This window comes from Aeromonas sp. FDAARGOS 1407, from assembly GCF_019048725.1.
Classification (GTDB): Bacteria; Pseudomonadota; Gammaproteobacteria; order Enterobacterales; family Aeromonadaceae; genus Aeromonas; species Aeromonas enteropelogenes.
In genome coordinates, this window is the sequence record NZ_CP077399.1 from 3,529,323 (window position 1) to 3,555,487 (window position 26,165).

At 62.0% G+C, this 26,165-nt stretch carries 22 protein-coding genes and 7 tRNA genes; 8 read left to right on the top strand and 21 right to left on the bottom strand.

The window, feature by feature from the left end; translation table 11 throughout:
• Positions 1 to 123 precede the first annotated feature (123 nt).
• From I6L37_RS16655 to I6L37_RS16665, 3 genes are all read left to right on the top strand, one after another.
• Positions 124 to 1,767 (top strand): hypothetical protein, encoded by a 1,644-nt coding sequence (locus I6L37_RS16655; protein ID WP_216992430.1) that lies wholly within the window; start codon positions 124 to 126, stop codon positions 1,765 to 1,767.
• A 131-nt stretch (positions 1,768 to 1,898) separates the two neighbouring features.
• Positions 1,899 to 2,402, top strand: a complete 504-nt coding sequence (locus I6L37_RS16660; protein WP_216992431.1) for a M48 family metallopeptidase — start codon at positions 1,899 to 1,901, stop codon at positions 2,400 to 2,402.
• A gap of 58 nt (positions 2,403 to 2,460) precedes the next feature.
• Complete coding sequence (locus I6L37_RS16665) at positions 2,461 to 3,261, top strand: DUF2927 domain-containing protein (RefSeq protein WP_254203501.1); 801 nt, start codon at positions 2,461 to 2,463, stop codon at positions 3,259 to 3,261.
• A gap of 227 nt (positions 3,262 to 3,488) precedes the next feature.
• Here I6L37_RS16665 and I6L37_RS16670 read toward each other — a convergent pair whose 3' ends face one another.
• On the bottom strand, positions 3,489 to 3,740 hold the full coding sequence (locus I6L37_RS16670; RefSeq protein WP_026456204.1) for a DinI family protein: 252 nt from the start codon (positions 3,738 to 3,740) through the stop codon (positions 3,489 to 3,491).
• Between the two features lie 87 nt (positions 3,741 to 3,827).
• A complete protein-coding gene (locus I6L37_RS16675) occupies positions 3,828 to 6,257 on the bottom strand; it encodes a DNA polymerase II (RefSeq protein ID WP_216992432.1) in 2,430 nt (809 codons plus the stop codon).
• A gap of 198 nt (positions 6,258 to 6,455) precedes the next feature.
• On the opposite strand from I6L37_RS16675, the gene I6L37_RS16680 reads away from it, so the two are divergent.
• Positions 6,456 to 6,947, top strand: a complete 492-nt coding sequence (locus I6L37_RS16680; protein ID WP_216992433.1) for a prolyl-tRNA synthetase associated domain-containing protein — start codon at positions 6,456 to 6,458, stop codon at positions 6,945 to 6,947.
• A 98-nt stretch (positions 6,948 to 7,045) separates the two neighbouring features.
• Here the strand turns inward: I6L37_RS16680 and I6L37_RS16685 are convergent, their stop codons facing one another.
• The 4 genes from I6L37_RS16685 to I6L37_RS16700 all read right to left on the bottom strand — a co-directional run bounded on the left by I6L37_RS16685 (position 7,046) and on the right by I6L37_RS16700 (position 11,368).
• The gene (locus I6L37_RS16685) at positions 7,046 to 7,906 is read right to left on the bottom strand and encodes a PA4780 family RIO1-like protein kinase (protein WP_042069208.1); all 861 of its coding nucleotides are present in this window, start codon (positions 7,904 to 7,906) and stop codon (positions 7,046 to 7,048) included.
• Positions 7,907 to 8,067: 161 nt separating this feature from the next.
• Positions 8,068 to 9,054, bottom strand: coding sequence for a lauroyl-Kdo(2)-lipid IV(A) myristoyltransferase (locus I6L37_RS16690; protein WP_216992434.1), 987 nt, complete (start codon positions 9,052 to 9,054; stop codon positions 8,068 to 8,070).
• Positions 9,055 to 9,207: 153 nt separating this feature from the next.
• Positions 9,208 to 10,200 (bottom strand): lauroyl-Kdo(2)-lipid IV(A) myristoyltransferase, encoded by a 993-nt coding sequence (lpxM, locus tag I6L37_RS16695; protein WP_042027363.1) that lies wholly within the window; start codon positions 10,198 to 10,200, stop codon positions 9,208 to 9,210.
• A 187-nt stretch (positions 10,201 to 10,387) separates the two neighbouring features.
• Complete coding sequence (locus I6L37_RS16700) at positions 10,388 to 11,368, bottom strand: TDT family transporter (protein WP_042069205.1); 981 nt, start codon at positions 11,366 to 11,368, stop codon at positions 10,388 to 10,390.
• Between the two features lie 102 nt (positions 11,369 to 11,470).
• Here I6L37_RS16700 and I6L37_RS16705 point away from each other — a divergent pair, with 102 nt between their 5' ends.
• Positions 11,471 to 12,376, top strand: a complete 906-nt coding sequence (locus I6L37_RS16705; RefSeq protein WP_042069204.1) for a LysR substrate-binding domain-containing protein — start codon at positions 11,471 to 11,473, stop codon at positions 12,374 to 12,376.
• 104 nt (positions 12,377 to 12,480) lie between these two features.
• On the opposite strand, the gene nfo is transcribed toward I6L37_RS16705, so the two are convergent.
• From nfo to I6L37_RS16730, 5 genes are all read right to left on the bottom strand, one after another.
• A complete protein-coding gene (gene nfo / locus I6L37_RS16710) occupies positions 12,481 to 13,323 on the bottom strand; it encodes a deoxyribonuclease IV (RefSeq protein ID WP_042069203.1) in 843 nt (280 codons plus the stop codon).
• A 325-nt stretch (positions 13,324 to 13,648) separates the two neighbouring features.
• Complete coding sequence (locus I6L37_RS16715; protein WP_041210739.1) at positions 13,649 to 13,978, bottom strand: YbaB/EbfC family nucleoid-associated protein; 330 nt, start codon at positions 13,976 to 13,978, stop codon at positions 13,649 to 13,651.
• Between the two features lie 114 nt (positions 13,979 to 14,092).
• Positions 14,093 to 16,669, bottom strand: a complete 2,577-nt coding sequence (gene dnaX / locus I6L37_RS16720; protein WP_042069202.1) for a DNA polymerase III subunit gamma/tau — start codon at positions 16,667 to 16,669, stop codon at positions 14,093 to 14,095.
• Positions 16,670 to 16,842: 173 nt separating this feature from the next.
• Positions 16,843 to 17,388 carry an adenine phosphoribosyltransferase gene (gene apt / locus I6L37_RS16725; protein ID WP_042027371.1) on the bottom strand — a complete coding sequence of 182 codons (546 nt, stop codon included), beginning with the start codon at positions 17,386 to 17,388 and terminating at the stop codon, positions 16,843 to 16,845.
• 121 nt (positions 17,389 to 17,509) lie between these two features.
• The gene (locus I6L37_RS16730) at positions 17,510 to 17,896 is read right to left on the bottom strand and encodes a YbaN family protein (RefSeq protein WP_042069200.1); all 387 of its coding nucleotides are present in this window, start codon (positions 17,894 to 17,896) and stop codon (positions 17,510 to 17,512) included.
• Between the two features lie 176 nt (positions 17,897 to 18,072).
• Between I6L37_RS16730 and dusC the strand changes: the two genes are divergently transcribed.
• Together dusC and I6L37_RS16740 are read left to right on the top strand one after the other, a co-directional pair.
• The gene (gene dusC / locus I6L37_RS16735) at positions 18,073 to 19,017 is read left to right on the top strand and encodes a tRNA dihydrouridine(16) synthase DusC (RefSeq protein WP_216992435.1); all 945 of its coding nucleotides are present in this window, start codon (positions 18,073 to 18,075) and stop codon (positions 19,015 to 19,017) included.
• 97 nt (positions 19,018 to 19,114) lie between these two features.
• Positions 19,115 to 19,483: a TraR/DksA C4-type zinc finger protein gene (locus I6L37_RS16740; RefSeq protein ID WP_026457127.1), complete on the top strand. Its 369-nt coding sequence runs from the start codon at positions 19,115 to 19,117 to the stop codon at positions 19,481 to 19,483.
• A gap of 182 nt (positions 19,484 to 19,665) precedes the next feature.
• Here the strand turns inward: I6L37_RS16740 and yjjG are convergent, their stop codons facing one another.
• From yjjG to I6L37_RS16785, 9 genes are all read right to left on the bottom strand, one after another.
• Positions 19,666 to 20,343 (bottom strand): pyrimidine 5'-nucleotidase, encoded by a 678-nt coding sequence (gene yjjG / locus I6L37_RS16745; protein WP_216992436.1) that lies wholly within the window; start codon positions 20,341 to 20,343, stop codon positions 19,666 to 19,668.
• Between the two features lie 14 nt (positions 20,344 to 20,357).
• On the bottom strand, positions 20,358 to 21,857 hold the full coding sequence (locus I6L37_RS16750) for a leucyl aminopeptidase family protein (RefSeq protein WP_216992437.1): 1,500 nt from the start codon (positions 21,855 to 21,857) through the stop codon (positions 20,358 to 20,360).
• Between the two features lie 169 nt (positions 21,858 to 22,026).
• Positions 22,027 to 22,103: transfer RNA gene (locus I6L37_RS16755), tRNA-Met, on the bottom strand.
• An 88-nt stretch (positions 22,104 to 22,191) separates the two neighbouring features.
• Positions 22,192 to 22,268, bottom strand: a tRNA-Met gene (locus tag I6L37_RS16760).
• Between the two features lie 86 nt (positions 22,269 to 22,354).
• A tRNA-Met gene (locus tag I6L37_RS16765) sits at positions 22,355 to 22,431 on the bottom strand.
• An 87-nt stretch (positions 22,432 to 22,518) separates the two neighbouring features.
• Positions 22,519 to 22,595 (bottom strand) — tRNA-Met (locus I6L37_RS16770).
• A gap of 87 nt (positions 22,596 to 22,682) precedes the next feature.
• A tRNA-Met gene (locus tag I6L37_RS16775) sits at positions 22,683 to 22,759 on the bottom strand.
• Positions 22,760 to 22,846: 87 nt separating this feature from the next.
• A tRNA-Met gene (locus I6L37_RS16780) sits at positions 22,847 to 22,923 on the bottom strand.
• 88 nt (positions 22,924 to 23,011) lie between these two features.
• Positions 23,012 to 23,088 (bottom strand) — tRNA-Met (locus I6L37_RS16785).
• Between the two features lie 195 nt (positions 23,089 to 23,283).
• Between I6L37_RS16785 and glgX the strand changes: the two genes are divergently transcribed.
• Positions 23,284 to 25,347: a glycogen debranching protein GlgX gene (glgX, locus tag I6L37_RS16790; RefSeq protein WP_216992438.1), complete on the top strand. Its 2,064-nt coding sequence runs from the start codon at positions 23,284 to 23,286 to the stop codon at positions 25,345 to 25,347.
• Between the two features lie 88 nt (positions 25,348 to 25,435).
• Here the strand turns inward: glgX and I6L37_RS16795 are convergent, their stop codons facing one another.
• On the bottom strand, positions 25,436 to 26,155 hold the full coding sequence (locus tag I6L37_RS16795) for a hypothetical protein (RefSeq protein ID WP_216992439.1): 720 nt from the start codon (positions 26,153 to 26,155) through the stop codon (positions 25,436 to 25,438).
• Positions 26,156 to 26,165 lie beyond the last annotated feature (10 nt).

Consider the following 26,165-nt stretch of genomic DNA (forward strand, 5'->3'; position numbering starts at 1 on the left):
CGCCCCCGGATCAGGCCATTTACGAGAATATTTGCCCCGCACGGGCCTGCCCCATTGCATCGGACTCGCGGCCTCGGCAAGATAGGCCCGCTTTCAAGACCAGCTGCAGGAGCAGGCGACTTCATGACTCACTCCATTCGTTTCACTCCCCCTCGTGTCAACCCGGGCGTCAAACCCGTCGTGGTGCTCATGACCGCCCTGCTGGCGCTGCTCTTCAGTTTGCGCAACCCCCTGTTTTACGCCATGGCGCCAGGATTTGACGCCTCGCTGTTTGCCGTCATGGGCAAGATGTGGAGCGAGGGGGGCGTGCTCTACCGGGACATGATCGACATCAAGGGGCCGATGATTTTCGCCCTCGATGCGCTGGGCTATCGCCTCGGTGGCTTTGTCGGGATCTGGGCGCTGGAGTGGGGGCTCTGCTGGCTTGGGCTACTGGCAAGCTGGCAGGCCTTTGCCCAGTTGGGGTTGTCGTTTCGGGCACGCCTCGGCTCCATGCTGGCGGTGTTGGCGCTTTACGGCACCCGTTACTACTACGGCAACATGACCGAGGACTGGACCTTTCATCTGGCCCTCATCGCCCAGTGGGCCTTCATCACCCTGCTGCTGGACAAGCGCTTCGAGTGGTGGCCCGCTCTGGTGGCGGCACTGACCTTCGCCATCGTCGCCTGGATGCGCACCAACAATGGCGCCTTCTGGGGTGGCTGGTATCTGGTGCTGTTCTGCCACTGGTGCCTGCACGAGAAGTGGCGTGACGCCCTCTTGCTGCTGCTCTCCAGCCTGCTGGGGCTGGCGCTCATCGGCGGCCCGCTCTACGCCTACTTCCAGCAGCACGATCTGCTGGCAGCATTCAAATACTACGCATTCGACATCTTCTTCGAGGGGAGCTACGGCAACGGCGTCTCCCCCGCCGTCGGGGCCGTAGGGCTGTTTCGCACCGGCCTCATCATGTTGCTACCCCCCTTCATCCTGCTGATGCTGGGCCGCCGCCAGGAGTGGTACCTCCCCGTGCTGCTGGTCACCCTGTTTGGCGTGCTGTTCACCCTGATCGCCAACTCGGTCTCCGGCCACGTGTTCGATCACTACGATGTGCTCTACCTGCAGCTGGGTCTGCTGCCGCTGGCGGTGCTGCTGGATCGCAGCGAACAGCAGGCAGATGCCATGGGACTGCTGTGCATCTCTCTGGTGGTGCTCACCGCCAGCTGGCTGCTGGCCCAGCAGCTCGGCTATGGCTGGAGCACCAAGGAGTGGTCCCTTGCGCGGGTAAACGAAGTGCTCGGTAACAGCTTGCTGTGGGCGCTGCCTGTGCTGATCCTGGTGCCCCTGTGGCGTGCCTGGGATGTGCGCAGCACCACCCCCTGGCTCGCCACCCTGGCCATGTTGATGCTGATGATCAACAACGCCTGGGAAGGCACCCAGAAGGGCCGCCCCTTCAATCCACCGGCTCAGGTGCGGGTCGATCGGATCAAAGCCGAAACAACCCCGAGCGACAAGATCTGGGTCGACGGCATCCAGCCGCAATATTATCTCTGGACCGATCGCCAGCCGGCGTCCGCCTACCTCTTCTTCGCCAACGTCAACCCGCCCTATGACGTGCGCGAGCGGGTGCTGGCCGATATCCAGCGCCAGCAACCCAAGTTCATCATCGCCAAGCCGGAACGGGTGAGCGAGGAGCTGAAAAAGCCCACTTCCCCCTCCCACCTCGCCTTCTATCAGTACCTGACAAGCCGGTATGAAGAGGTGGACCCGGGGCTCTATCGCAGACGCTGACGGCTCTCAGATACAACAAGGGCGGCCATGATGGCCGCCCTTTTCATTGCGTTTTGCGGCCTGCCGGCGGTAGGCAAGCCGGCTCGCGATGACTACAATGGCGCTCTTTTTGGATGTAACGGGTGACACACATGGTGGAACTGACCTATCTGGGGGGCTATCCCGAGCCTCTCAAGGCCCAGGTGCAGCAGCTGATCGCGGCGGGCAAACTCGGGGAAATGTTGGCCAAGCGCTATCCGGACAGTCATCAGGTCCAAAGCGACAAGGCGCTGCTGGCCTACACCATGGATCTGAAAAATCGCTACCTCAAGAGCTCGGCGCCGTTGGCTAAGGTGGTGTTCGATGGCAAGATCAACGTCATCAAGGATGCCCTCGGCCTGCACACCTATGTCAGCCGGGTGCAGGGCAGCAAGCTCAAGGCGAAGAACGAGATCCGCATCGCCGCCCTGTTCAAGGAGGCGCACCCCGCCTTCCTGAAGATGATAGTGGTGCACGAGCTGGCTCATCTCAAAGAGAGGGATCACAACAAGGGCTTCTACCAGCTCTGCCAGCACATGGAGCCGGACTATCATCAACTGGAGTTTGATTTGAGGCTCTGGCTCACCTGGCGGGATCTGGAGCGGGCCAGGCGCTGATCGGCCAGGCAGAGGGCTGGGGGTGATCATGGCATTGATGTGCATTGTAAAACGAGTGATGACCCTTCACCACAGAGGGTGGTGCAGGCTCGCCCTGCTGCTTGCCTTACTGCTTTCCTTGCCTTGGCCCCACGTGAGCGCCACCGAGCGCTGGCAAAGCGACAGTTACCTTATCGAGAGCTTCATGACCATCGCCATGGAGCGGGAGTATGGCGAGGCAAAACAGACCCGCTTCGCCCGCTGGCAACAACCCGTGCGCCTCAAGCTTGTCAACGAATCGGGTGACAAGCCGCTGCAGGCGGAAGTAGTCAAGATACAAGCCGCCCATCTGGCCCGCATCACGGGCCACCCCATCACCCTGGTCAACGACAATCCCAACCTGACCCTGATCATGACCGATTACCAGCGGATGAGAAGCTGGGCAAACCGCACCATGGGCGGTGATCCGTCCGTCAGCATGGCCCTCAAGGAGGGGCTCTGCCTGGCCAACTTCGCCACCAACAAGCAGCACGAGATCAGCCGTGCCACCATCATCATTCCGGTGGACTACAGCCGGGCCAAGGGGCGCTTTCTCGATTGCGTGGTGGAGGAGTTCACCCAGGTGATGGGGCTGCCCAACGACTCCGACAAGGTATTTCCCTCCATCTTCAACGACCACAGTGTCGACAGCTTCCTGACCGGCCTTGACTATGTGCTGCTCAAGCTCGCCTACCACCCGGCGCTCAAGGCGGGAATGAACCGCGAGGAAGTCAGAGCCGCCCTGCCCGTGGCCATCAAAGCGCTGCGCGCCCAGGGGGAGATAAGCGAGGCCAACCGCCGGGTACAGCAGCAGAGCCTGAAAAGCTGGGCCGGACTCTGAGTCACCATCAACCCGTGTCCCTGCCCCATCCGCTCAAAACAATAACGCAGCCCATGGCTGCGTTATTTTGTTTCAGGGATGTCGTCTCAGGGGCGCCCTCGAGTGCGAGAAACCCGTATGACAACACCAACCGCCCCGCAGGCGTCTCCGTTCGTTGTGCTTTCCTCTGCATACGCTTTGCTTTCACAGCCCCGTGCAGCCCCCGCGTCAGCAAGCTTGCTGACAGCTCAGGAGGCGAGGCTCTCCTCCGGCATCCAGCTGTCGGCATTCTCCCACACCTCTTGCACCATGGCTTCGGCCAGCTCTTTCTCTTCCTTGCTGGCGCGGCTGACGGTCAGGGACATGGTGCTGCCCGGGGCAACCCGTACATGCAGATCCGGGAACTTCTCCCCCAGCTGCTTGAGCAGCTCCTGGCGCAGCGCTTCCATGGTGGAGGTCGGGATCTGATGTTTCTTGTCGATGATGATTTCCAGACGCATAGGATACTTCTCCATGATGATTGACTGTATTTTTATACAGTGCTTTTGAAAAGTAAAGAGCCTGGTAGAGAAAGGAGCAAATGCCCCCTAGAAAAGGTCCAGCTGCTGGCCGCAGATCCGCTCGAACGACTCGCCGATAAAGGGCAGGATGGCGTCGGCAATGAGCCTGAGCTGCTTGTCGATGTAGTGCTCGTAGTCGATGGCGCTGCGCCGGTATTCGAGCGGCTCGGGGCCGTTGAGGGTCATCAGGTAGGCGATGGTTCCCCTGTGCTGGTAGCGCTGGGGCAGACCGCGGCGCAGGTTTTCTTCATCAGCAAGGCGCGCCGCCCGCACATGAGGTGGCACGTTTTTCTGGTACTCCTCGAGTTTTTGCCGCAGCCGCTTGCGATAAATAAGCAGATCGTCGTGCCGACCGGCCCGGGTCTCGTCCACCATGGTTCGCACATAGCTGCCGGGATCCTCATCGTGAAATACCATCTCATAGAGGCGGGTCTGGAACTGCTTGGCGAGCGCCGTCCAGTCGGTGCGCACCGATTCGAGCCCCTTGAACACCAGACGTTCAGCCTCTTGACCTCCTGGCGCCGCCACCAGGCCGGCGTAGCGCTTCTTGCTGCCCTTCTCCAGCCCGCGAATGGTGGGCATCAGAAAACGGCGGTAGTGGGTCTCGTACTCGATCTCGAGATGGCTCGGCAAATCGAACTCGCGCCGGATCAGCGCCGTCCAGTTGTCGTTGATCATCCGGGCAAGCTGTCGGCCGATCTCGTCCGCCTGCTCGGCGCTGGTCTCGCGCCCCAGATGGACGAAGGTGGAGTCGGTATCGCCATAGATCACCTCGAACCCCTGCCCCTCTATCCACTCCCGGGTCTGCTGCATGATGCTGTGACCGCGCAAGGTGATGGAAGAGGCAAGGCGCGGATCGTAGAAGCGGCAGCCCCCCGACCCCAGTACCCCGTAGAAGGAGTTCATGATGATCTTGATGGCCTGGGAGAGCGCCTTGTTGCTGGCCGCCTTGGCCCGATCCCGCGCCGCCCACAGGGTGGCGATGAGATCCGGCAGGAAGTGCCGCTCGCGGGAGAACAGGGCGCCGCGAAAACCCGGAATGGCGTGGTCGGGATGCTGCAACCCCTCCACCAGTCCCATGGGATCGATGCAGAAGGTGCGGATGATGCTGGGATAGAGGCTCTTGAAATCGAGCACCAGCACGTGACGATAGAGGCCCGGTTTTGAGTCCATGACATAGCCGCCAGGGCTCGCGAGCCCCCCGTCGGCGGGCAGATTGGGGGCCACGTAGCCGCCGCGATGCAGTCGCGGCAGGTAGAGATTGGTAAACGCCGCCACCGAGCCTCCGACCCTGTCCAGCTCCAGGCCAGTGAGGGAGGCGCGCTCGATGGCAAAGGGGATGAGGTGGCAGAAATCGAAGATCTCCCACACCAGCTTGCAATCTTCCAGGTTGTAGCGGGCGAGCGCCTCCTTGTCGGAGTGAAACAGCTCGGTGATCTTCTCCCCCCGGTTGGCCACATCCTCGATATCCTTGCCGCGCCCGAGCAGTTCGCTCGCCACCGCATCCAGGCTGTAGCTGGCAAACTGCCAGGTGGCGCTTTTCAGGGTATCGATGCCGTCCAGCACCATGCGCCCCGGGATGATGACGTTGCCGGTCTGGGGATCGCTTCGGGAGGAGCGCCAGAAACAGAGCTCCCGCCCGCGCCCGAGCCGCAGCCGCCGTTTGTTGAGCTCGGCCCGGCGCAGCAGCAGGCGAAAGTCGAAGTTGACCACGTTCCAGCCGATCACCAGATCCGGATCGTGGCGGCTAAACCACCCCTCCAGGGCGCTGAGCAAAGCATCCTCATCCACCACCCATTCGATCCGGGTCTCCCACTCTTCGGCGCCGGCCTCCGGGGCCCCTATCATGATGACCCGCGCATCCTCGGGGCTGTAGAGCCCCACCGAGAAGAGGGCCCCGTCCATGGCGCACTCCACATCCAGCGACACCCAGGAGAGGGCGGGCGTCACCGCTTGAGGGGCGCAGCGCGCCTCCTGCACCTCCCAGTAACCCTGTTTGCCCCCCTTTCTCACCGCCTTGCCGCCAAAGCGCACCCCGGCGGTGATAAAGCGCTCCATGAGAAAACGCTCAGGCAAGCGGATATCCGCTTCGAAGTGCTCCAGCCCGCGAATGAGCAGCAACTCGATGGCGCGGTGGAAGGCGCTCAGGGTGGCAAAATAGCAGCCCACCACGGCGCGGCCATCGAAGGTGTGCATCGGCAGGCGGCGAAACCGCCCGCTCACTCCGGCCCCCTTGAAGAGCTCGGCGGCCTCCGCCATATGGCTTTGCGGCAGAAAGAAGACCGGCTCCTGCCCCGGCACCACCAGCCGCACCGGCCCCTGCTCGCTCCAGAGCCACATCACGATTTCGGTGCGCTCCCCCGGCGCGCCGCGCCCACGCACATCCCGCCCGTGACGGGTCAGGATAAAACCTTCCTGGGGGGGCATCGCCGGGGGCGTGGGCTGGAACTCGGTCATACAAGCTAACGGGGTCTGTCCTGGAATGGGAGTATTGTACGTTCATACAGTACCGGCCCGCAATCGCCAGAGCGGCTGTACGCGAAGGGGCGAGCTGGTAAGCTGGTCTTTCGCCTACGACGCCGGCACGGTTGCCTGCGGCGCCTTGCCCGGCTTTGGTACTCAGCTATCGGTACCCTCAAACACAAGGAGATCATTGTGGCCCTCTATGCCCTGCTGGATCGGCTGGCCATTCCCTACCAGCGTTTCGACCATGCTCCCGTCTTCACCTGCGAGGAGGCGAGCGACCTGCTGCCCGACCTGCCCGCCGCCAAGACCAAGAATCTCTTCCTGCGCGATCCGAAAAGCGAGCGGCTGTTTCTGGTGGTGGCCCCGGAGGCGATCCGGGTCGATCTGAAGGCGCTGGCCGCTCGCCTCGGGGTCAAGCGCCTGAGTTTTGGCTCCCCCGAGCGACTGGAGGCTGCCCTCGGCCTCACCCCGGGCTCGGTGACCCTGCTGGCCGTAGTGCGCGACACGGAACAAGCGGTGGAGCTGGTGGTGGACGAGACCATCTGGCAGGCCGAGCAGGTGCAGTGCCATCCGCTGGTCAATACCGCCACCCTGATCATCAAGCTCGACGATGTACGCCGCCTGCTGGCTCACCTGGGACGTCAGGCGAATGTCATGGCACTGCCCGAGCGGGCTGACTGACACACTTCGCCCTGTGACCTCGTCTAGACGTCAATTGCCCGTGACACGCCCGACAAAAAGAGCGCCTGATGGCGCTCTTTTAGGTGACAAGGCAGGGGTCAGTAACTCCCCTCCTGCTCGGCTCGCATCCGCGCCTGGCGCGCCAGCGCCTCCTCTTCGGCGCTCTCGATTTCGTGCAGCACAGCATCGAGATCGACTGCAGCCGTGCTCTCTTCAAACAGGCCGGTCAGCTCGCTATCCGGGGTCAGCTTGCCCTCTTCAAACAGCGCCCACATCTCGGCGGCATACCGGGTTTTCAACAGCTCGGGGGCATACATGCCGTAGTAGTTGCGCATGTTGTTGACGTCCCGCTCCAGCATGGCCCTGGCCTGGTTGTTGGCGGCGGCATCCACCACCTGGGGCAGATCGATGATGACGGGGCCCTGCTCGTCCACCAGCACGTTGAATTCGGAGAGGTCCCCGTGAATGAGGCCGGCGCAAAGCATGCGCACCACGTAGCGGATCACCTTGCCGTGATCGATGAGTGCCTGCTCGCGAGAGAGGGCCACATCGTTGAGGCGGGGGGCGACATTGCCGTCGGCGTCGGTCACCAGCTCCATCAGCAAGACGCCATCAAGGCAGACATAAGGTCTGGGTACCCGCACACCCGCGGCGGCCAGCTTGAACAGGGCGTCCACCTCGGTGTTCTGCCACACCTCCTCGTGCTGTTTGCGACCGTATTTTGAGCCCTTCTCCATGGCCCGGGCATTGCGGCTGTTGCGCACCCGGCGCCCCTCCTGATAGACCACAGCCTGCTTGAAGCTGCGCTTGGACGCCTCTTTATAGACTTTGGCGCAACGGATCTCGTCGCCGCAACGCACCACATAAACATCGGCCTCTTTGCCGCTCATCAGCCGGCTGACGACCTCGTCCACCAGGCCATCATCCACCAGGGGCTGGATTCGATTCGGAATTTTCATGACCGCCCTTTCACCCTATTTGCGCGCCGAAAGAGATCATCTCGCCTCTTTCCCCGCTCCTTGTTTGTTCGTGGGCCACAGTTATCCCCTGTTTGACCCTTTGCTGTCCACTGCGGCGCGCACCTTCGGCCACAAAAATGGCCCGCAAGGGGGCCATGGGATCAAGGGTCGGGCGGCAAGCCTTCACGAATGCGCCGGATCCCCGCCTCATAGAGGCCATCGGGCCCCTCCTGGTGTTCCAGGGTTTCGAAGATCTTGAGAAACCACATGTACTGCTCGGGATGGCGCGCCACCTGTTGCTCGACCATCCGGTTCATGGTGTTGACGTCGGCCAGCAGATCGTCGCCGGGATAAGGGTCGAACGGCGGCTCAATTTCGAGCAGGTAGCAACCGGCATCCTCGTCATAGCTGGCAAAGATGGGCACGGCCTTGGCGCCGGCCAGTTTCACCAGCTTGGGCAGGGCCGGCAGGGTCGCCTTGGGATGACCGAAGAAGGGCACAAACACGCTCGCCTCGCGGCCATGATCCTGATCCGGCAGGTAGAAAAAGCTGGCCCCGCTGCGGATCGCCTTGATGGCGGGCTTGATGCCGACGCTGCGCTCGTACACCTTGCCACCCTTGGTCCGCTCGCGGTTAATGTACCAGTCAAATACCGCATCCTTGGGGCTCTTCATCATGGTGCACATCTCTATCCCCATCAGGGAAAAGTAGCGGCCAATCATGTCCACCGCCCAGGTGTGAGGCACCACCAGGATCATCGGCCGGCCTGCCGCCTGCTCGGCTGCAACATGTTCCCAGCCGCTCACCTTGATGCGGCGGGTCAACCTGGCACGGCTGCGCCATGTCAGCTCGCCAAAGCCCATGAAGGTCTTGAGGCCGACCCGAATAGACTTGAGCAGCAGCGCCTGGCGCTCGGTCACATCCAGCTCGGGAAAGCAGATCTTGAGGTTGGTATCGGCGATGTAGGCCTGTTTTTTCGAGACCCGCAGCAGGGTCGGTGCGACCAGATCGGCGAAGCGATCCCGCCATCTGGCAGGGATGAAGGCCAGCAGGGAGAGCAGCCCCAGGGCACACCAGCTGCCCCACCATTTGGGGTGCAGCAGGCGGGTTTGGAATGAGGTATCAAATACCGGATCGGATGCGGACATACCTGCCCTCGGTTCATAAAAACAAACGGTTATTGTAGTTATCCTGACATTTTTTTCTACTCCGGGGGCACCCCATCGCCGATGGCAAGGCACTGATCGGACTAGTAATAATTAAAAATGGCCCACATGGGGCCATTTTTGCAACGAAGTAAATCAGGGTTGGGGTGACAACCCCTTGCGGATCCGCTGGATCCCCGCCTCATAGAGGCCATCCGGCCCCTCCTGATGTTCGCGGGTATCGAAGATCTTGAGAAACCACATGTACTGGCCGGGATGGCGGGTGAGCTGCTGTTGCACCATGTCGTTCATCCGCCGGGTATCCGCTATCACATCCTCGGTGGGATAGTTGTCAAACGGTGCTTCTATCTCCAAGCGGTAACAGTGAGCAGCTTCATCGTAGCCCGCCAGCAGCGGCACGGCCTTGGCACCACTCACCTGCACCAGTCGTGGCAGGGCGGGCAGGGTCGCCTTGGGATAGTTGAAGAAAGGAACGAAGATGCTCTTCTCGCGTCCGTGATCCTGATCCGGCAGGTAGAAGAAGCTGTGCCCCCCCTTGATGGTTCTGATCACCGCCTTGATCCCGGCGCTGCGCTCGTAGACCCGGCAGCCATTCTTGGCCCTGGCCCGGTTGAGGTGCCAGTCAAACACCGGATTGCGGGCACGCTTCATCATGGTGCACATGGGCACGCCACGCTGGGTGAAGCAGTAACCGGCCGCATCCACCGGCCAGGTATGGGGCACCACCAGGATCACCGGACGACCGGCCTGACGCTCGGCCTCGATATGTTCCCAGCCGCTGACCTGGATCCGCTTCATCAGGTACCGGGGGCTGCGCACGGTGAACTCGCCAAATCCCAGCAGACTCTTGAGGCCGACCCGGATGGAGGTCATCGCAATGGCATCCCGCTCGGCCGCACTCTTCTCGGGAAAACAGATAGCCAGGTTGGTTCTGGCGATATAGATCTGTTTTTTGGAAAAACGGAACACCAGGGGCGTCAAAGCTTCGGCCAGGCGATCCCGCAGACGAACCGGCACAAAGGCCAGCACCATCAAGATCGCCAGCGCCAGCCAGCTCAACCAGTAACGGGGATGCAACAAACGGGGTTTGAAAGAGGCGTGAAATACGGGGTCTTCTTGGACGGTCATCGATTGGAGTCAAGCGAAAAGTGGTGAGGCATTGTAGTTGGCCTGACAGGTAATACCAGTGAATTCTCAGACAAACGAATAAAAGTGCCGTGAATTCATTAATCTGCGACAAAATAATGAAAAATGCCCCGCTTGGCGGGGCATCTTGACGATTGTTTCATCATGGGCGGCAGAGCATCAAACGGGGTTAGCGATGCGCCATGTCTCCCTCGACTGCTGGCTCCCGCTGCGGCAGGAAGAACATCAGATAACGCAGAGCCACATAACCGACGATCACGGTCGCAATTCCCAGCTCGACGTGGGCAAGCAATCTGATCTGCTCCACATAGTGTGCCGCCTGCGGCCAGCCACTGACCAGGTTGGCCACCTTGAACAAGGCGGTGGCGCCGATCACCATCGGGAAGGTGAAGGCCGCATAGCCGGGGGAAAACGGCAGGCGCAGCAACTTGATGAAGGCCAGATAGATAATGCCGGTCATCAGGATGGCGATCCCCAGCAACACGGCCACCAGCAGCAGGGAGGGATCCTGGCTGACGGTCAGGTAACCGGCCAGGGAGAGGCTGGCAGGGGCCGCCAGAATGGCGATGGTCGGCTTGGCCGCATCCGGTACTTCATGACTGAAGATGAGGCGATAGAGCATCAGCGGCAGCATCAGGCCGTAGCAGATGATGCCAAACCAGAGCAGAGCGTTGGCCAGTGCGGCAAACTGGCCGCCCGGAAAGGCGACGTCAGCCACGATAATGCCCACCGGCGGCACGAACCAGCTCGGCACCATGTGGTGAATTTCGAACTCTTTGGCACGGTGCCAGATAAAGGTGGCCAGGAAGATCAGGTGAATGGCCACGGCAAACAGCCAGAGTGTCTCACCCGCCTGCGGCGCCATCATCCCCAGCGCTTTTGACACCACCATGGTCCCCATGGCGTAGGTAGGCACCACGCTACCCACCACGGGGTGAGCCAGGTCTTGCCACAAGAGACGGGGATGAAGCAAAAACTTGAAGGTCAGGATCAGCAGCAGCACGGCGGCCACAGCGGCGCCCAGCAGTTGCATACGCCCATCGAACTGACCGGCATTTTCCCAACACCAACCGAGACTGGCGATGCCAAGCGCCAGACCCGCCATGGGGGTCGGAGCTTTGCCTAAGGATTTACGGGTTCTTGCGATCATGACGACACCTTTCTCTATCAGACGATGGCGATAGGATAATGGCCGTATGTCGTTTAGGATATCCAAATGAATTGAATCATATGTTCAGGAAGATCAAACACCATGAAGCTGACCCTGCAACAACTCAAGGTCTTCGCCACCATCGCCCGTTACGGCAACCTGGGGCTGGCCGCCAACGAGCTCTGCCTGAGCAAGGGTGCCGTCTCCCAGTCATTGCAGGAGCTGGAACGCCAGCTGGGAACCCCGCTCTTTGATCGCATCCACCCCGGATTGCAGCTCAACAACGAGGGACGTCTGCTGCAACCCGCCGCCGAAGAGCTGCTGACCCGGATGCAGGATATCGAAAACCTGTTCAGCCCGGATGCCGAGCCGAGCGGCCAGTTGCGCCTCGGTGCCAGCCAGACCATTGGCAACTACCTGCTGCCTACCCTGCTGGCGAGCCGCAAGCAGGAGCTGGGACTGCCCCCCAAGGTGACCATCACCAATACCCACAAACTCTGCCATGCGCTGGCCAACTTCGAGCTGGATCTGGCGCTGATCGAGGGGGAGAACCATCACCCGGATCTCATCGCCGAACCCTGGCTGCAGGACGAGATGCTGGTGGTGGCCCATCCGGATCACCCCCTCGCCAACCAGGGTACCCTCACCCTGCCCCGGCTGGCTGACGAAACCTGGGTGCTGCGGGAGCTGCAATCGGGCAGCCGCGAACAGTTTATCCAGCAGATCCAGCCTGCCCTGCCCCGCTGGCAGGCCGGGCTCGAACTCAACACCCTGGAGGCCGTGATGCTGGCGGTGGAAAAAGGGCTCGGGATCTCTTTCATCTCCCGCCTCGCGGTCTCGGACCGGTTGCAGGCGGGGCGTCTGGTGGTGTTGCCCCTCGAGCAGCGCTTCCCGCGCCAGCTCTCCCTCATCTGGCACAAGCAGAAATACCATTCCGCCTCCCTGCGCCACTTTATCCACTTCTGTCGGGCGCAGGTGAACGATGCCGAGGTAATCCGCGCGGAGTAACGCTCGACCAGAGCTCCGGTGGCAAACCAACACGCTAATGGCGAAAACGCAAAAAGCAGAGAGGGAGCCGCGGCTCCCTCTCTTTGATTAGCTCTCGCTGACTATCACTTCGCCAGACTGCGCAGCCAGCTGATCTCCTCACCCCAGATGGACTCGTCTATGGTCTCGAGGATCAGTGGAATGCGATCGAAACGATCGTCATTCATGATGTGATGGAACACCGCCTCGCCGAGATTACCCTCCCGCAGGCTGTGGTGACGATCGACCCGGCTGCCAAAGGTGCACTTGGCGCCGTTGATATGCATCCCCTTCAGATACCGAAAGCCAACCGTCCGCTCAAACTCGGCAAAGACTTCGGCACAAGATTCTGGCGTGCGCAGATCGTAACCGGCGGCGAAGGCGTGACAGGTATCGAAACAGACCCCGACCCGGCTCTTGTCCTCCACCCCCTCGATGATGGTGGCGAGGTGCTCGAACGACCAGCCGAGGTTGGTACCCTGCCCCGCGGTGTTCTCGATCACCGCCGTCACCCCCTGGCTGCGCTCCAACGCCCAGTTGATGGATTCGCTCACGAGCCGCAGACTCACGGCCTCGGGGATCTGCTTGAGGTGGCTGCCGGGATGAAAGTTGAGGTAGCAAAGGCCCAGCTGCTCGCAACGCTTCATCTCGTCGAGAAACGCATCGCGGGACTTGGCCAGCGCGTCGGGGTCGGGGTGACCCAGATTGATGAGGTAGCTGTCGTGGGGCAGGATCTGCTCGGGGAGAAAACCGCCCTTCTCGCACGCCGCCTTGAAGGCACGAATGCTCGCCTCGGACAGGGGGGCAGCCTGCCATTGGCGCTGGTTCTTGGTAAACAGGGCGAAGGCGTTGGCGCCGATGGCCTGGGCGCGGGCGATGGTGTTCTCCACCCCGCCGCTGGCGCTGACATGGGCTCCGATATATTTCATGGGATCTCCTCTGGGGTGGCAGTCCATCCTCTCTTGCGCCTGCAAACGGGTATGCGGAGGATGGAGCCTTTCTGATAAGGCGCCATTATGCCGATCCCGTCCGCCCTCGCCAAACCGGGATATCCGATAGCCGGCATCGGCAATGCAGGTTGGACGGCGGTAGCAACGGCCAGATACGGTGAGCGGGCATAAAAAAACGCAGCCTTGTCGCTTGCGCGGCGGCTGCGTTCCTTTCTTCTCGGCCATCTCCCCCTATGCTGTCAAGCCAGGCAGTCAAACCTCGGCTTGTCACGACGGGGAGCGGGAATGCGTGGCGAGAAGCGCCTTAGAACGGCATCTTGAAGCCTGGCGGCAATTGCATGCCACCGGTCAGTTCTCCCATCTTGGTCTTGTTCTGCTCTTCTACACGACGCACGGCATCGTTGCAGGCAGCGGCGACCAGATCTTCCAGCAGCTCCTTGTCATCTTCCATCAGGGAGGGATCGATCTCGATGCGACGCACGCTGTGGCTGCCGGTCATGGTGACCTTGACCATGCCTGCGCCGGCTTCGCCGGTCACTTCCATCTGGGCGAGCTGTTCCTGCATCTTCTGCATGCGCTCTTGCATCTGCTGGGCCTGTTTCATCAGGTTCCCCATTCCACCTTTACCAAACATATGTCGTCTCTCGTCTTGAAATCCGGCATCCAGCGCCGGGCTGTGGGCTTGTCTGTCCTAGATGGGGACAGCCAAGCGGCTTTTCAACCGGGAGCAGGCTCCCGGCCATGGAAGTTAGCGGTTGAGGGGCTCGATGCTCTCTCTGTGAAGCTCGGCACCAAACCGCTGGATCAGAAACTGGATATTGGGATCCTGCTCGAGATCCCGGGTCACCTGTTCGCGTACCCCCAGATAGAGGCGATGCTCGATCTCGAGGGGCGTCTCCTGCTCAGGCACCACGCCCAGGGTCACCTCCACCTGCACGGGCTGGCCGAGGGCGGGGCCGATGATCTCGGCCAGATCGGCGCGCGCCTTGTCGCTGACCAGGTGGCGCTGCTCGGGCTTCAGGGTCAGTAGCACCCTGTCCCCCTCCCGGGTCATCACCGAGTTGATGGCAAGCTGGCGTAGCCGTCCACCCACTTGCGTGTGGGCAATCAGCTCGGCCCAGGGGTCGCCGCAATTGCTCAGCAGGGAGGAAGGGATAAGGCGGCTCGCCTCCCCCTCTTGCGGAATATCGTCGCTCTCGAGCTCATCCCAGTCGATGGTCTCCATCACTGGCTGGGCCGCTTCGCTGTCGGCCACCGGTGCCGGCGTGGCTGTCGCAGGCGGCGGCACCTCGGCGGCGGCAGGTGCGGCCTGCACACCCGGCTGATAGCTTGGCTGCCCCTCCAGATCCCAGGGGGGCAGATCGCTCGCCTGGGCCGACTGACTGACCTGGGCGGCAGCGTTTCCACCGACAGGAGCCGCGGAAGGCGCCGGCATGGGCGAGGCCATAAAGCTCTGGCTCAGATACTCTTCATAGTCCCCGTTATCGCCCCCCTCGTCATAGCCATCGGCATAGAGATCCACCGGCGGCAGTTCCCCATACTGACCCATGGCGGGCGCCCCCTGAGCGGCCGACTGGCGGCTTTGGGGTTGGGGTGAGGGCTGAGGCGCAGGCTGCGACGGCGGGATGGCGGGCGCGGCAGGCATCGCGGCGGCGGAGCGAGCCGGAGCCACGGGCACCGCTCGTGGCGCGGGCGTCGTCGCGACCGGGTCCTGACCCCGCTGGCGACTGCGCAGCATGTTGCGCTTGCCAAGCAGGCTCTGCATGCTCGAAACCATCGACACGGGGGTCGGTTCGGCCTCAACCTGAGGAGCCGTCGAGGCCACAGGTACAACCATGGCTGGCGTCTGTCCGGCAGGGTCGCTTGCCAAAGGATCCGTCCCCTGCCCCGAGTTATCCCCGTGAGTCGATATCTGAAGTTCGCCCGAAGAAACGGCGTCATCCGACAGCGTAACATCAGGCTGATACCCCATTCCGGCCGCTTCGCGCATCAACTCATCCTGCTGGCTGAAGAGCTCGGCGGCCTGCGCCTCTTCCTCGGGGCTCGCGACCTCAGCAGGCTCGACAACCGGTGCCGCAGCCTGCGGGTTGGGTGCAGCAACGCTCGCCGCTTCGCTGGCGGCTGGCAGCGCCGCATGCTCAGCGGCCGGAAGCTTTCCCGGCAGGGTTCCCATCTCAGCCACTGGCGCGGGCGCCATGGAGGGCGGCAAGGCGCTCAGGCTGGCAGGATGCAGCACCTCGCGCCGGGGCGAGAAGGCGAGCATCCGCAGGCAGGTCATCTCCAGCGCGGTGCGGCCATCGGGGGCCCAGGGCAAGTCCTTGCGCCCCCCCAGCACGATCTGGTAGCAGAGCTGTACCTCTTCCGGGCTCATGGCCTTGGCCAGTTGCAGCAGGGCATCGGCATCCGCTCCCTGCTCCTGCACGCTGGCAGGCAGCAGCTGGGCCATGGCGATGCGGTGCAGCAGCCCTTCCAGCTCGGCGTGGAGCTGATCAAAATCGGGGCCCAGGGTGGCGATTTCGGTGATCTTGGCCATGGTGGCCGGCGCATCCTGGCGCAGGATCGCCTCCAGCAGCTGGTGCAGATGACGGTGATCCAGGGTTCCCAGCATGGCCAGTACGCTATCCAGACGCACGCTGCCGTTGCCGTGGGCCAGCGCCTGATCGGTCAAGCTCAGGGCATCGCGCATGCTGCCGTCGGCCGCCTTGGCCAGGGCCAACAGGGCGCGCGGCTCGAAGGGTTGTCCCTCCTGATCCAGCACCCATTCGAGCTGCTTGGCAATCTGGGTCTGATCCAGACTCTTGAGATGAAACTGCAGGCAGCGCGAGAGAATGGTGATGGGCAGTTTCTGGGGATCCGTGGTCGCCAGCAGAAACTTCACATAGGGGGGCGGCTCTTCCAGGGTTTTCAGCAGGGCGTTGAAGCTGTGGCGCGACAACATGTGCACTTCGTCGATGAGGTAAACCTTGAAGCGGCCACGGGCCGGACGGTACTGCACGTTATCAAGCAGCTCGCGGGTATCTTCCACCTTGGTGCGCGACGCCGCGTCGATCTCCAGCAGGTCGACGAAGTTGCCCTGATCGATCTCGCGGCAGGTGTCGCACACGCCGCACGGGTGGCTGCTGATCCCCTGCTCGCAGTTGAGGCTCTTGGCCAGGATGCGGGCGATGGTAGTCTTGCCGACCCCGCGGGTACCGCTCAGCAGATAGGCGTGATGCAGTCGTCCCTGATCCAGGGCGTTGGTCAAGGCGGTCAGCACATGTTGCTGGCCTACCACTTGTTCAAACGTATGGGGGCGCCATTTACGCGCCAGAACCTGATAGCTCATAAATCCATCATGCTGGGAAGACAGGGCATTGAGGCCGGATGCTAACACAAATGCGGGGCCTGCTGTATCGGCTATCGACCGAGGCGGGAGGGATCGCTTGATTTTCAAACCGACACCACCAAGGCACCGGTTTGCAACCGGGCCCGAACCGGCAGGTTGGGCCCGAAGAGGGGTTACTCGCCGTCGAATTCGACCAGAGAGAGCACCTTGACGCCGGCGGCGGTCAGGCGAGCATCGCCACCCAGCGCAGGCAGGGAGATAACGAAGGCCGCATCGGTCACTTCACCGCCAGCGCGGCGGATCAGCTTGACGGCCGCATCGACGGTACCGCCGGTGGCCAGCAGATCGTCCACCACCAGCACTTTGTCACCGGCTACGATGGCATCGGTGTGCATCTGCAGGGTATCGGTGCCGTATTCGAGCTCGTAGGACTCTTCCATCACCTCGCGAGGCAGCTTGCCCGGCTTGCGGACCGGCACGAAACCGACGCCCAGCGCACAGGCAACCGGCGCGCCGAAGATGAAACCGCGCGCTTCGGTACCGACAACCTTGGTGAAACCTTGATCACGGTAGTGCTCGACCAGCAGATCGATGGTGGCCTTGAACGCCTCGGCGTTCTCTACTAGGCTGGTGATGTCGCGAAACATGATGCCCGGCTTCGGATAGTCGGGGATGGTCTTGATGCTCGCTTCGATAAATTTCAGAGTTTCCGGATTCATTTGTTAACCGCTTATTTTTTGACCCAGGAGTGGCCGTTTCTCAATTCCCGTCTGCGGGAAAATAAAAAGGCCCGTCATGCAAAAATGACGGGCCGACTCCAAGCATTATTGCCGCAATAGCTTAGGGACTTAACTTCGCCATTGCAACTGACTCCAGCACCGGCAGGCGCATTAACCAGGCAAGCAGGACAGCCATGATGACCAGCAGGAGCCCCTTGACCCACAGCAGAGGCACCACGGCGAGGGAGACCGAAAAGGTGAGCAGGATGAACAGCACGGCCCGCCGCCGGGCGTGCCGGCGAATGGCGCGATACTGCTGCCAGTCGACGATAGGCGGGCCGAACCAGGGGTGGGTCAGCAACCAGTGATGAAAGCGCGGCGATGAGCGGGCAAACAGGGCCGCCGCCAGCAACATGAAGGGGGTGGTCGGCAGCAACGGCAAGACGATGCCGACGATACCGGTCACAAATGCCAGCCAGCCCAATACCATCAGACACCAACGTTTCATGCAAACCCCTCATATCTATTGCCTGGTGCAAGCCTAACAGAGTTTGACTCACGGCTGGCACAATTGCCTGCGCCTCGCGATGCAGGTGCGGGTTTTCTCGCCGGCCAACGGCTGACAGCGCCCCCCATTCCCACTACAATCTGCGCTCTTTTTTATTCTTGCCTTCGGAACCGGTTATGCGCGTTATTTTGGCCCCCATGCAGGGGGTGCTGGATCACCTGATGCGGGAGGTGCTCACCTCCGTCAATGATTACGACCTGTGTGTCAGTGAATTTATCCGGGTCGTGGATCAGCTGCTGCCTGCCAAGGTGTTCTACCGCCTCTGTCCGGAGCTGTTGCAGGATGGCAAGACTCGCGCCGGCACCCCGGTGCGGGTGCAGTTGCTGGGACAGCACCCCGAATGGCTGGCCGAAAATGCGCTGCGCGCCATCGAGCTCGGTTCCCCCGGGGTAGATCTCAACTTCGGCTGCCCCGCCCCCACGGTCAACAAGAGCAAGGGGGGCGCCGTGCTGTTGAAAGAACCCGAGACCATCTATCGCATCGTCAAGGCGGTGCGAGAGGCGGTGCCCGCTCATCTGCCGGTCAGCGCCAAGATCCGCCTCGGTTACGATGACAAGGAACTCTACCTGGACAATGCCCGGGCGGTTCATCAGGCCGGCGCCGACGAGCTCGCGGTCCACGCCCGCACCAAGCGCGAAGGTTACAAGGCCCCCGCCCACTGGGAATATGTGGACGACATTCGCCGCGCCCTGCCCATCCCCGTCACCGCCAACGGCGAGATTTGGAACCATGCTGATGCCCTGACCTGCGCCCGGGTCTCCGGCTGTGATGCCCTCATGGTGGGCCGCGGCGCCATCTCATTGCCCAACCTCGCCAACGTGATGAAGACGGGATGCGCCCACATGAGCTGGGGCGAAGTGTTGCAGCTGATGGTGAGCTACACCGAGCAGGATCTGGCCAGCGACAAGGCCGACTACTATCCCAGCCGCATCAAGCAGTGGTTCAGCTACCTCAAGCGAGAATACCCGCAGGCCGATCTGCTGTTTCGTGATATCCGGGTGCTGAAAGAGACCGCTCCCATTCGCGATGCCTTGCTGCAAGCGGCCAAAACCCACGGCTAACCACGTTTAACTTGACGCATGTCATCTTGATAGCTTTATCCGTTCCCTATACTGCCTCGCATCTGTGGTATGTCCTGTGGGGGATAATGTGTGTGAAATGACGCAAGCACAGTTGGCTGTCTGGCGTAATCGCCTGCTGTCCGACTGGGCTCAAGAACGTGAAACGCTGATCGCTCAGCTCAAAGCCTCGCGCCGTGACGACTGGGCAGAACGGGTCGATCACTGCGAACAGGATCAGCTGGTCGAACTCACCAGCCGGCTGGATCTGCCCAAGGTGGAACAGAGCGTACTGCGCCTCAAGCGGATCGATGCGGCGCTTTGCCAGATGGATCTCGGCCTCTATGGTCTCTGCTCCGACTGCGAAGAACCTCTCGCCATCGAACAGCTGGAGCAGGATCCGACCCTGCAGCGCTGTCCCCGCTGTGAAGCCCGCTATCGCAAGGGATTCCACGCCCACGAACTGTGAGGGATGCACCCAGGGTGCACCTTCACGACCGCCATCGCGATCCCATCCCCAATCCATTCCGCTCGCCTCGTCCTGCGTAGGAACACCCCTGCTGTCATCTCGCATGGCTGGCCGGGCTCGCTGACACCCGAAAAAAACGGGGAGAGCCTCTGGCCTCCCCGCTTGCTGGTTGTCCGCCCGGGTTACCCCAGCACGATGCGGGAGAGATGGGAGAAATGGTGAATTTCGTGGGTTGCCTCGCACGGATGCGACGCTTTGGCCGGGTTGTACCAGCAGGTCGCCAGCCCCTGCGCCGCCGCTCCTGCAATATCCGTCTTGGGATTGTCGCCCACCATCAAGACCCGCGACGGATCCGGCTGCCCCATCAGGGACAGGGTGTGCTGGAAGATGGCGGGAGCCGGCTTGGTCACCTGAATTTCATCTGAGATCACCAGCGGCTCGAACCACTGATCCCAGCCCAGCTTGTCCAGGCGACCCCGCTGGGGCACGCTGAAACCATTGGTGATGATCCCCATTCGGACACGATCCTTGAGTTGCAGCAGGGTCTCGACCACCCCATCCAGGGGGTTGCTCAGAGCAATGATCCGGGTCAGGAAGGTGTTGTTCATCGCCATGGGGTCAACCGCCACCTGCCCGGCGAACAGGGAAAAACGGGTTTGCTGCAGGGTCGCCGCATCAATCTCGCCGTTGTTGTATTGCTGCCAGAGGGCATGGTTCAGTTCGTGATAGCGGGCCATATCGGCCGCATCGGGGGTAACGCCATAGTGCTGGAGAGTCTGCTCCAGCGCCCTGGCCACCGGGAAATCGAGCAGGGTTTCATCCAGATCGAACAGCACCCAGTCATAACTTGGTTGTTTCACGGGGATCCTTGTCATCATTCAGGTTGTGTGGCGGCGCGGGCCTGTGCCCTGCCGAGGGGGCTTGCCAGCAGATCCAGGGTCAGGCGCACGCCAAACCCGGTTACTTCGCTGGCGACCACGCCATTGCCCCCCTTGCTGCGAAAACCGCTCAGATCCAGGTGCACCCAGGGAGTCTGCTCGGGCACGAAATGGGCGAGGAAACGGGCCGCATCAATGTGATCCGGCGAGCTGCCGGGGGCACACTGCAGCAGATCAGCCCACTCACTCTCTATGTTGTCGTCATAGTCCTCATCCAGCGGGAAGGGCCAGACCCGCTCGCCACTGTGCTGTCCCAGGCCGATCAGCGGCGTCAGCCATTCGCTGCGGTTGGTGAAAACGCCGCTGTAACGGCTGCCGAGCGCCCGCTTGCAGGCGCCGGTCAGGGTGGCGTAGTCAATAAGCAGATCCGGGGTATCCTGCACCGCCATGGCCAAGGCATCCGCCAGCACCATGCGCCCCTCGGCATCGGTATCCACCACCTCGATGGTGAGGCCGTTGCTGGCCGTCACCACCTCCCCCGGCCGATAGGCATGAGGGCCGATGTGGTTCTCGGCGATGGCCAGCCAGCAGTGCACCTCGTAGGGCAGGCGGGCCCGGCTGATGGCGTAGAGCGCCCCCAGCGCCACCGCGCTGCCCCCCATGTCCAGATGCATGCCATACATGCTGCCGGAGACCTTGAGGTTGTAGCCGCCGGAGTCGTGGCAAATTCCCTTGCCCACCAAGGCCAGGCGCCGCACCGGTTGGGGCGGGCGATAGCTGAGTTTGACCAGGGCCCCCTGGTTGTCTTCCGAGCCGCGGGTCACGGCCAGAAATGCCCCCGCCCCCAGCTCGGCCAGCTGGGCCTGATCATAGTGATGGCACTGCCACCCCTCCTCCTGGGCCAGCTGGCTGACGAATTCACGATAACTGGCGGCGGTCAGCTCGGAGGCCGGCAGCACCGCCAGATGACGCGCCAGCCCGTTGCCTCCGGCCTCGCTGTAAAGACGGGCCAGATCGAGCACCACCGCAGGGGATACCCGGATCTGCTGATAGGCCCAGCCAGCCTCGCCGCGGCTCTTGCTGGTGGGCAGCGGGACATTGGCGGCCAGCAAGGCCGATATCATCAGCTCGGCCAGCATGCTGCGCTCTGCGGGGGTAAACCCCTCCAGATGCAGGCCGACCCGCTCGACTTTAAGTCCGGACAAGGAGCTCGTCCACTCCCGGATCTGCTTGTACAGGCGATGATCCCGTGCCACATTGCCGGCCACGAAACAGATCTGCAGCAGGCTGCCGCCCTGCATCAGGGTAAAAGGGGCCTTCTTGCCAAGGGCCAGCTGGGTCGCGACACCGGCCAGTTCGGGGCGAGCCAGCAGCGACTCCTTGTGCTCCTCGGCGAGAAGCAGCAGCTGCAGCGGCCGGGGCTGTGCCAGCACTTCGCTCAGGCTGGCATCCAGGGTATCGATAGCGGGAGGAAGATAGGTAAAGGGAGTGATCACGGGAAGGCGCCTCATCCATAAGAGATGCCTGATGATACCGAACAAAGGGCGGCTGCGGCCAGTTTTGTCCTGACCATCGGCCGAAAACGACAATATTCGCCTGCACGACAGCGAGATCGTGGGCGTTGCGTCATCAGAGGGAATTGATAAAAGAAAATAAAGAAGGCGTTGGTTGCGGGGGCCGGATTTGAACCGACGACCTTCGGGTTATGAGCCCGACGAGCTACCGAGCTGCTCCACCCCGCGTCCGAATTGTCACCAGCAGACCGAGCAGATGTCTGTGGCGTTTTGTCTGCATCTCTGCCTAAAACAGGCGACACACCGACGAAAAAGTTGGTTGCGGGGGCCGGATTTGAACCGACGACCTTCGGGTTATGAGCCCGACGAGCTACCGAGCTGCTCCACCCCGCGTCCGAATTGTCACCAGCAGACCGAGCAGATGTCTGTGGCGTTTGTCTGCATCTCTGCCTAAACAGGCGACATACCGACGAAAAAGTTGGTTGCGGGGGCCGGATTTGAACCGACGACCTTCGGGTTATGAGCCCGACGAGCTACCGAGCTGCTCCACCCCGCGTCCGAATTGTCACCAGCAGACCGAGCAGATGTCTGTGGCGTTTTGTCTGCATCTCTGCCTAAACAGGCGACATACCGACGAAAAAGTTGGTTGCGGGGGCCGGATTTGAACCGACGACCTTCGGGTTATGAGCCCGACGAGCTACCGAGCTGCTCCACCCCGCGTCCGAATTGTCACCAGCAGACCGAGCAGATGTCTGTGGCGTTTTGTCTGCATCTCTGCCTGAACAGGCGACACACCGACGAAAGAGTTGGTTGCGGGGGCCGGATTTGAACCGACGACCTTCGGGTTATGAGCCCGACGAGCTACCGAGCTGCTCCACCCCGCGTCCGAATTGTCACCAGCAGACCGAGCAGATGTCTGTGGCGTTTTGTCTGCATCTCTGCCTGAACAGGCGACACACCGACGAAAAAGTTGGTTGCGGGGGCCGGATTTGAACCGACGACCTTCGGGTTATGAGCCCGACGAGCTACCGAGCTGCTCCACCCCGCGTCCGAATTGTCACCAGCAGACCGAGCAGTTGTCTGTGGCGTTTGTCTGCATCTCTGCCTAAAACAGGCAGACACACCGACGAAAAAGTTGGTTGCGGGGGCCGGATTTGAACCGACGACCTTCGGGTTATGAGCCCGACGAGCTACCGAGCTGCTCCACCCCGCGTCCGAGGTGGCCAATAATATGCGCCAACGCACAGATTGCAAGTAAATCTATCAAAAAAAGTTTATTAGGGGATTAATTGGACAAAAGGTGGGGACTTTCACGGCATCTTGCTGTTTTTTCAGGCAAACGAGTCCGAGCCAGGGGCAGGCACTACACTAAGCAGGGATCGGTTTTGCCACCTTGGGTAGGTATCTTATGCGTATTTCCGCCGGCCATTGCCGTCAATTGGGGGCCACCCCTGATCAGCACGGCGTCAATTTCGCCATCTGGGCCCGGCTGGCCAGCCGGGTTGAACTGCTGCTCTTTGCCAGCCCCGAAGACAGCACTCCGGAGGTGATCCCCCTCTCACCCCGACTCAACCGCACCGCCTACTACTGGCACATCCATATAGAGGGCATTGCGATCGGCCAGCGTTACGCCTACCGCATCCAGGGGCCCTGGCGTCCCTACTGCGGCACCCGCTTTGACAGCGAAAAAGTGTTGCTGGACCCTTACGGCCGCAGCATAGAGCTGGGCCCCCATTATGATCGCCGGGCCGCCGCCCGCCCCGGCAGCAATCTGGCCTGCTGCGCCAAGAACCGGGTGGTGGATACCCGCGACTACGACTGGGAAGATGACAAGCTGCCGGCCCACTCTCTCTCCCGTTCGGTCATCTACGAGTTGCACCTGGGAGGATTCACCAGATCGCCGCAATCCGGTGTCGATCCTGCCCTGCGCGGCACCTATCTGGGCTTGATTGAGAAGATCCCCTATCTGCAATCTCTCGGCGTCACCGCCGTCGAGCTGCTGCCAGTGTTCCAGTTCGATCCCCAGGATGCCCCCGAGGGGCTTTCCAACTACTGGGGCTACAGCCCCATGTCGTTTTTTGCCCCCCACGCCCAGTACGCCTGCGGCGATGATCCCCTCACCGAGTTTCGCGACATGGTCAAGGCGCTGCACAGGGCCAATATCGAGGTGATCCTGGATGTGGTCTACAACCACACCGCCGAGGGGGGCGAGGATGGCCCGACCTTCTCGTTTCGCGGCATCGACAACGAGGTCTACTACATCCTCGACAACCAGCACAGGGACACCAACTACTCCGGCTGCGGCAACACCTTCAACGGCGCCCACCCGGTGGTGCTCCGGATGATCATGGACAGCCTCCACTTCTGGCGCCAGGAGATGCACGTCGATGGCTTTCGCTTCGATCTGGCGGCCATTTTGTCCCGGGACGAATCTGGCCAGCCCCAGGCCAACGCCCCTACCCTGCGCACCATAGACACGGATCCCAACATCGCCGACATCAAACTCATCGCCGAGGCCTGGGATGCGGGGGGCCTCTATCAGGTAGGCTCTCTGGCAGGCGCCCGCTGGCGTGAGTGGAACGGCCAGTTTCGGGACGATGTACGCAGCTTTCTGCGCGGTGACGAGAACAGCGTCACTGCCTTTGTCGAGCGGCTGTGCGGCAGCCCGGACATCTACCACTACCACCATGCGGATCCCGAGAAGAGCATCAACTTCGTCACCTGCCACGACGGCTTCACCCTGTGGGACTGGACCAGCTACAACGGCAAGCACAACGAGGCCAATGGCGAGCAGAACCGCGACGGTTGTGACCATAACTTCAGCTGGAACCACGGCCACGAAGGGGCCACGGACGATCCCCAGATAAATACCCTGCGCGTGCGCCAGGCCAAGAACATGATGGTGGCGACCCTGCTCTCGGTCGGCTCCCCCATGATCCTGATGGGGGACGAGGTGCTGCGCAGCCAGCAGGGCAACAACAACGGCTACTGCCAGGACAACGACACCTGCTGGATGCCCTGGCAACCCACCACCAGCGGTCAGGAGATGTTCCGCTTCATGAAGGAGCTGATCCAGTATCGCAAACACCTGTTCCAGCGCCCGGAGCAGGAGAGCATGCCGCTCTCGCTCACCGAGATCCTGCGCCACAGCGAGATCTGCTGGCACGGGGTCAACGCCATGCAGCCGGATTTCGGCTCCCACTCCCACGCCATCGCCATGTCGGCCCTCTCAAGCGAAACCCGGCTGGCCCTCTATGTACTGTTCAACGCCTACTGGGAGCCGCTCACCTTCAACCTGCCAAGCCCCCCCAAGGGGGTCGGTGGCTACTGGCGCCGGATCCTGGATACCGCCCTGCCCTCGCCCCAGGACATCTGCACCTTCGGCATGCCGCTGCAGGGACTGACCCGGGAGTACTTGGCTCAGCCCCGCAGCAGTTGCCTCTTTATCTGCGGGGCCGATGACTTTTACTAGATGCCGTAAATATCCAGAAACGACAAAGCCCCCCGAGCCAGGCTCGGGGGGCTTTTTTGGTCCTTGTCACGCCAGATCAGCGGTCGCGTCAGACCAGTTGATGCAGCACGCTGGTGGCGGCGATCTGGGCGATGATAAGCCCGCACAGTGAGGTCGAGACCACCACGGGAGCCGTCTCCTTGCGCTGGTAGATAGGGCTGAACCAGAGCAGCAGGGAGGCCACCAGCAACACCGCCTGGGTCACCACCGCCGGGATGAGATCATCCAGGTTGGCGGCACTGCCCTGCCAGCCCACCAGCACCGCCAGCCAGATCAGGCTAATGAGGGCTCCCGCCAGCCCCGCCAGCGGCAGCAGGGTGTTGAACGCCTGCAGACGATGGCGGGCCCGCAGCAGCATCAGGTGGGCAAAGGCCGCCCCCAGCATGCACATCTGCATCAGGCCGCTGATCCAGCCCTGGATCTGCAGCAGCCCCACGCCATAGAGGGCCAGCGGCAGCGCCGGCAGCCAGAGCAGGGTGGACGGCACGGAGCGCTTGCCCTCCAGCCGTGACTGGGCCAGCGACAGGCAGATCCCCAGCACCAGGCTCGCGCCGCCACACCAGATGAGCCAGCTGGCGGCATTGGCCTCGACGGCCAGCATCAGGGAGAGGCCGGTGATCACCCAGATGGAGAAGAGTTGCTGGCTGATCCTGGAGCGCTGGCCCGGACAGATATCACCGCGCCACAGCACGATGCCGAGGGCGATCAGCGCCCCCAGCGCCATCAGGCCGGTCAGGGGAAAGAGCCAAAAAGGGAGTTGGACGAACATGACGCCTCCA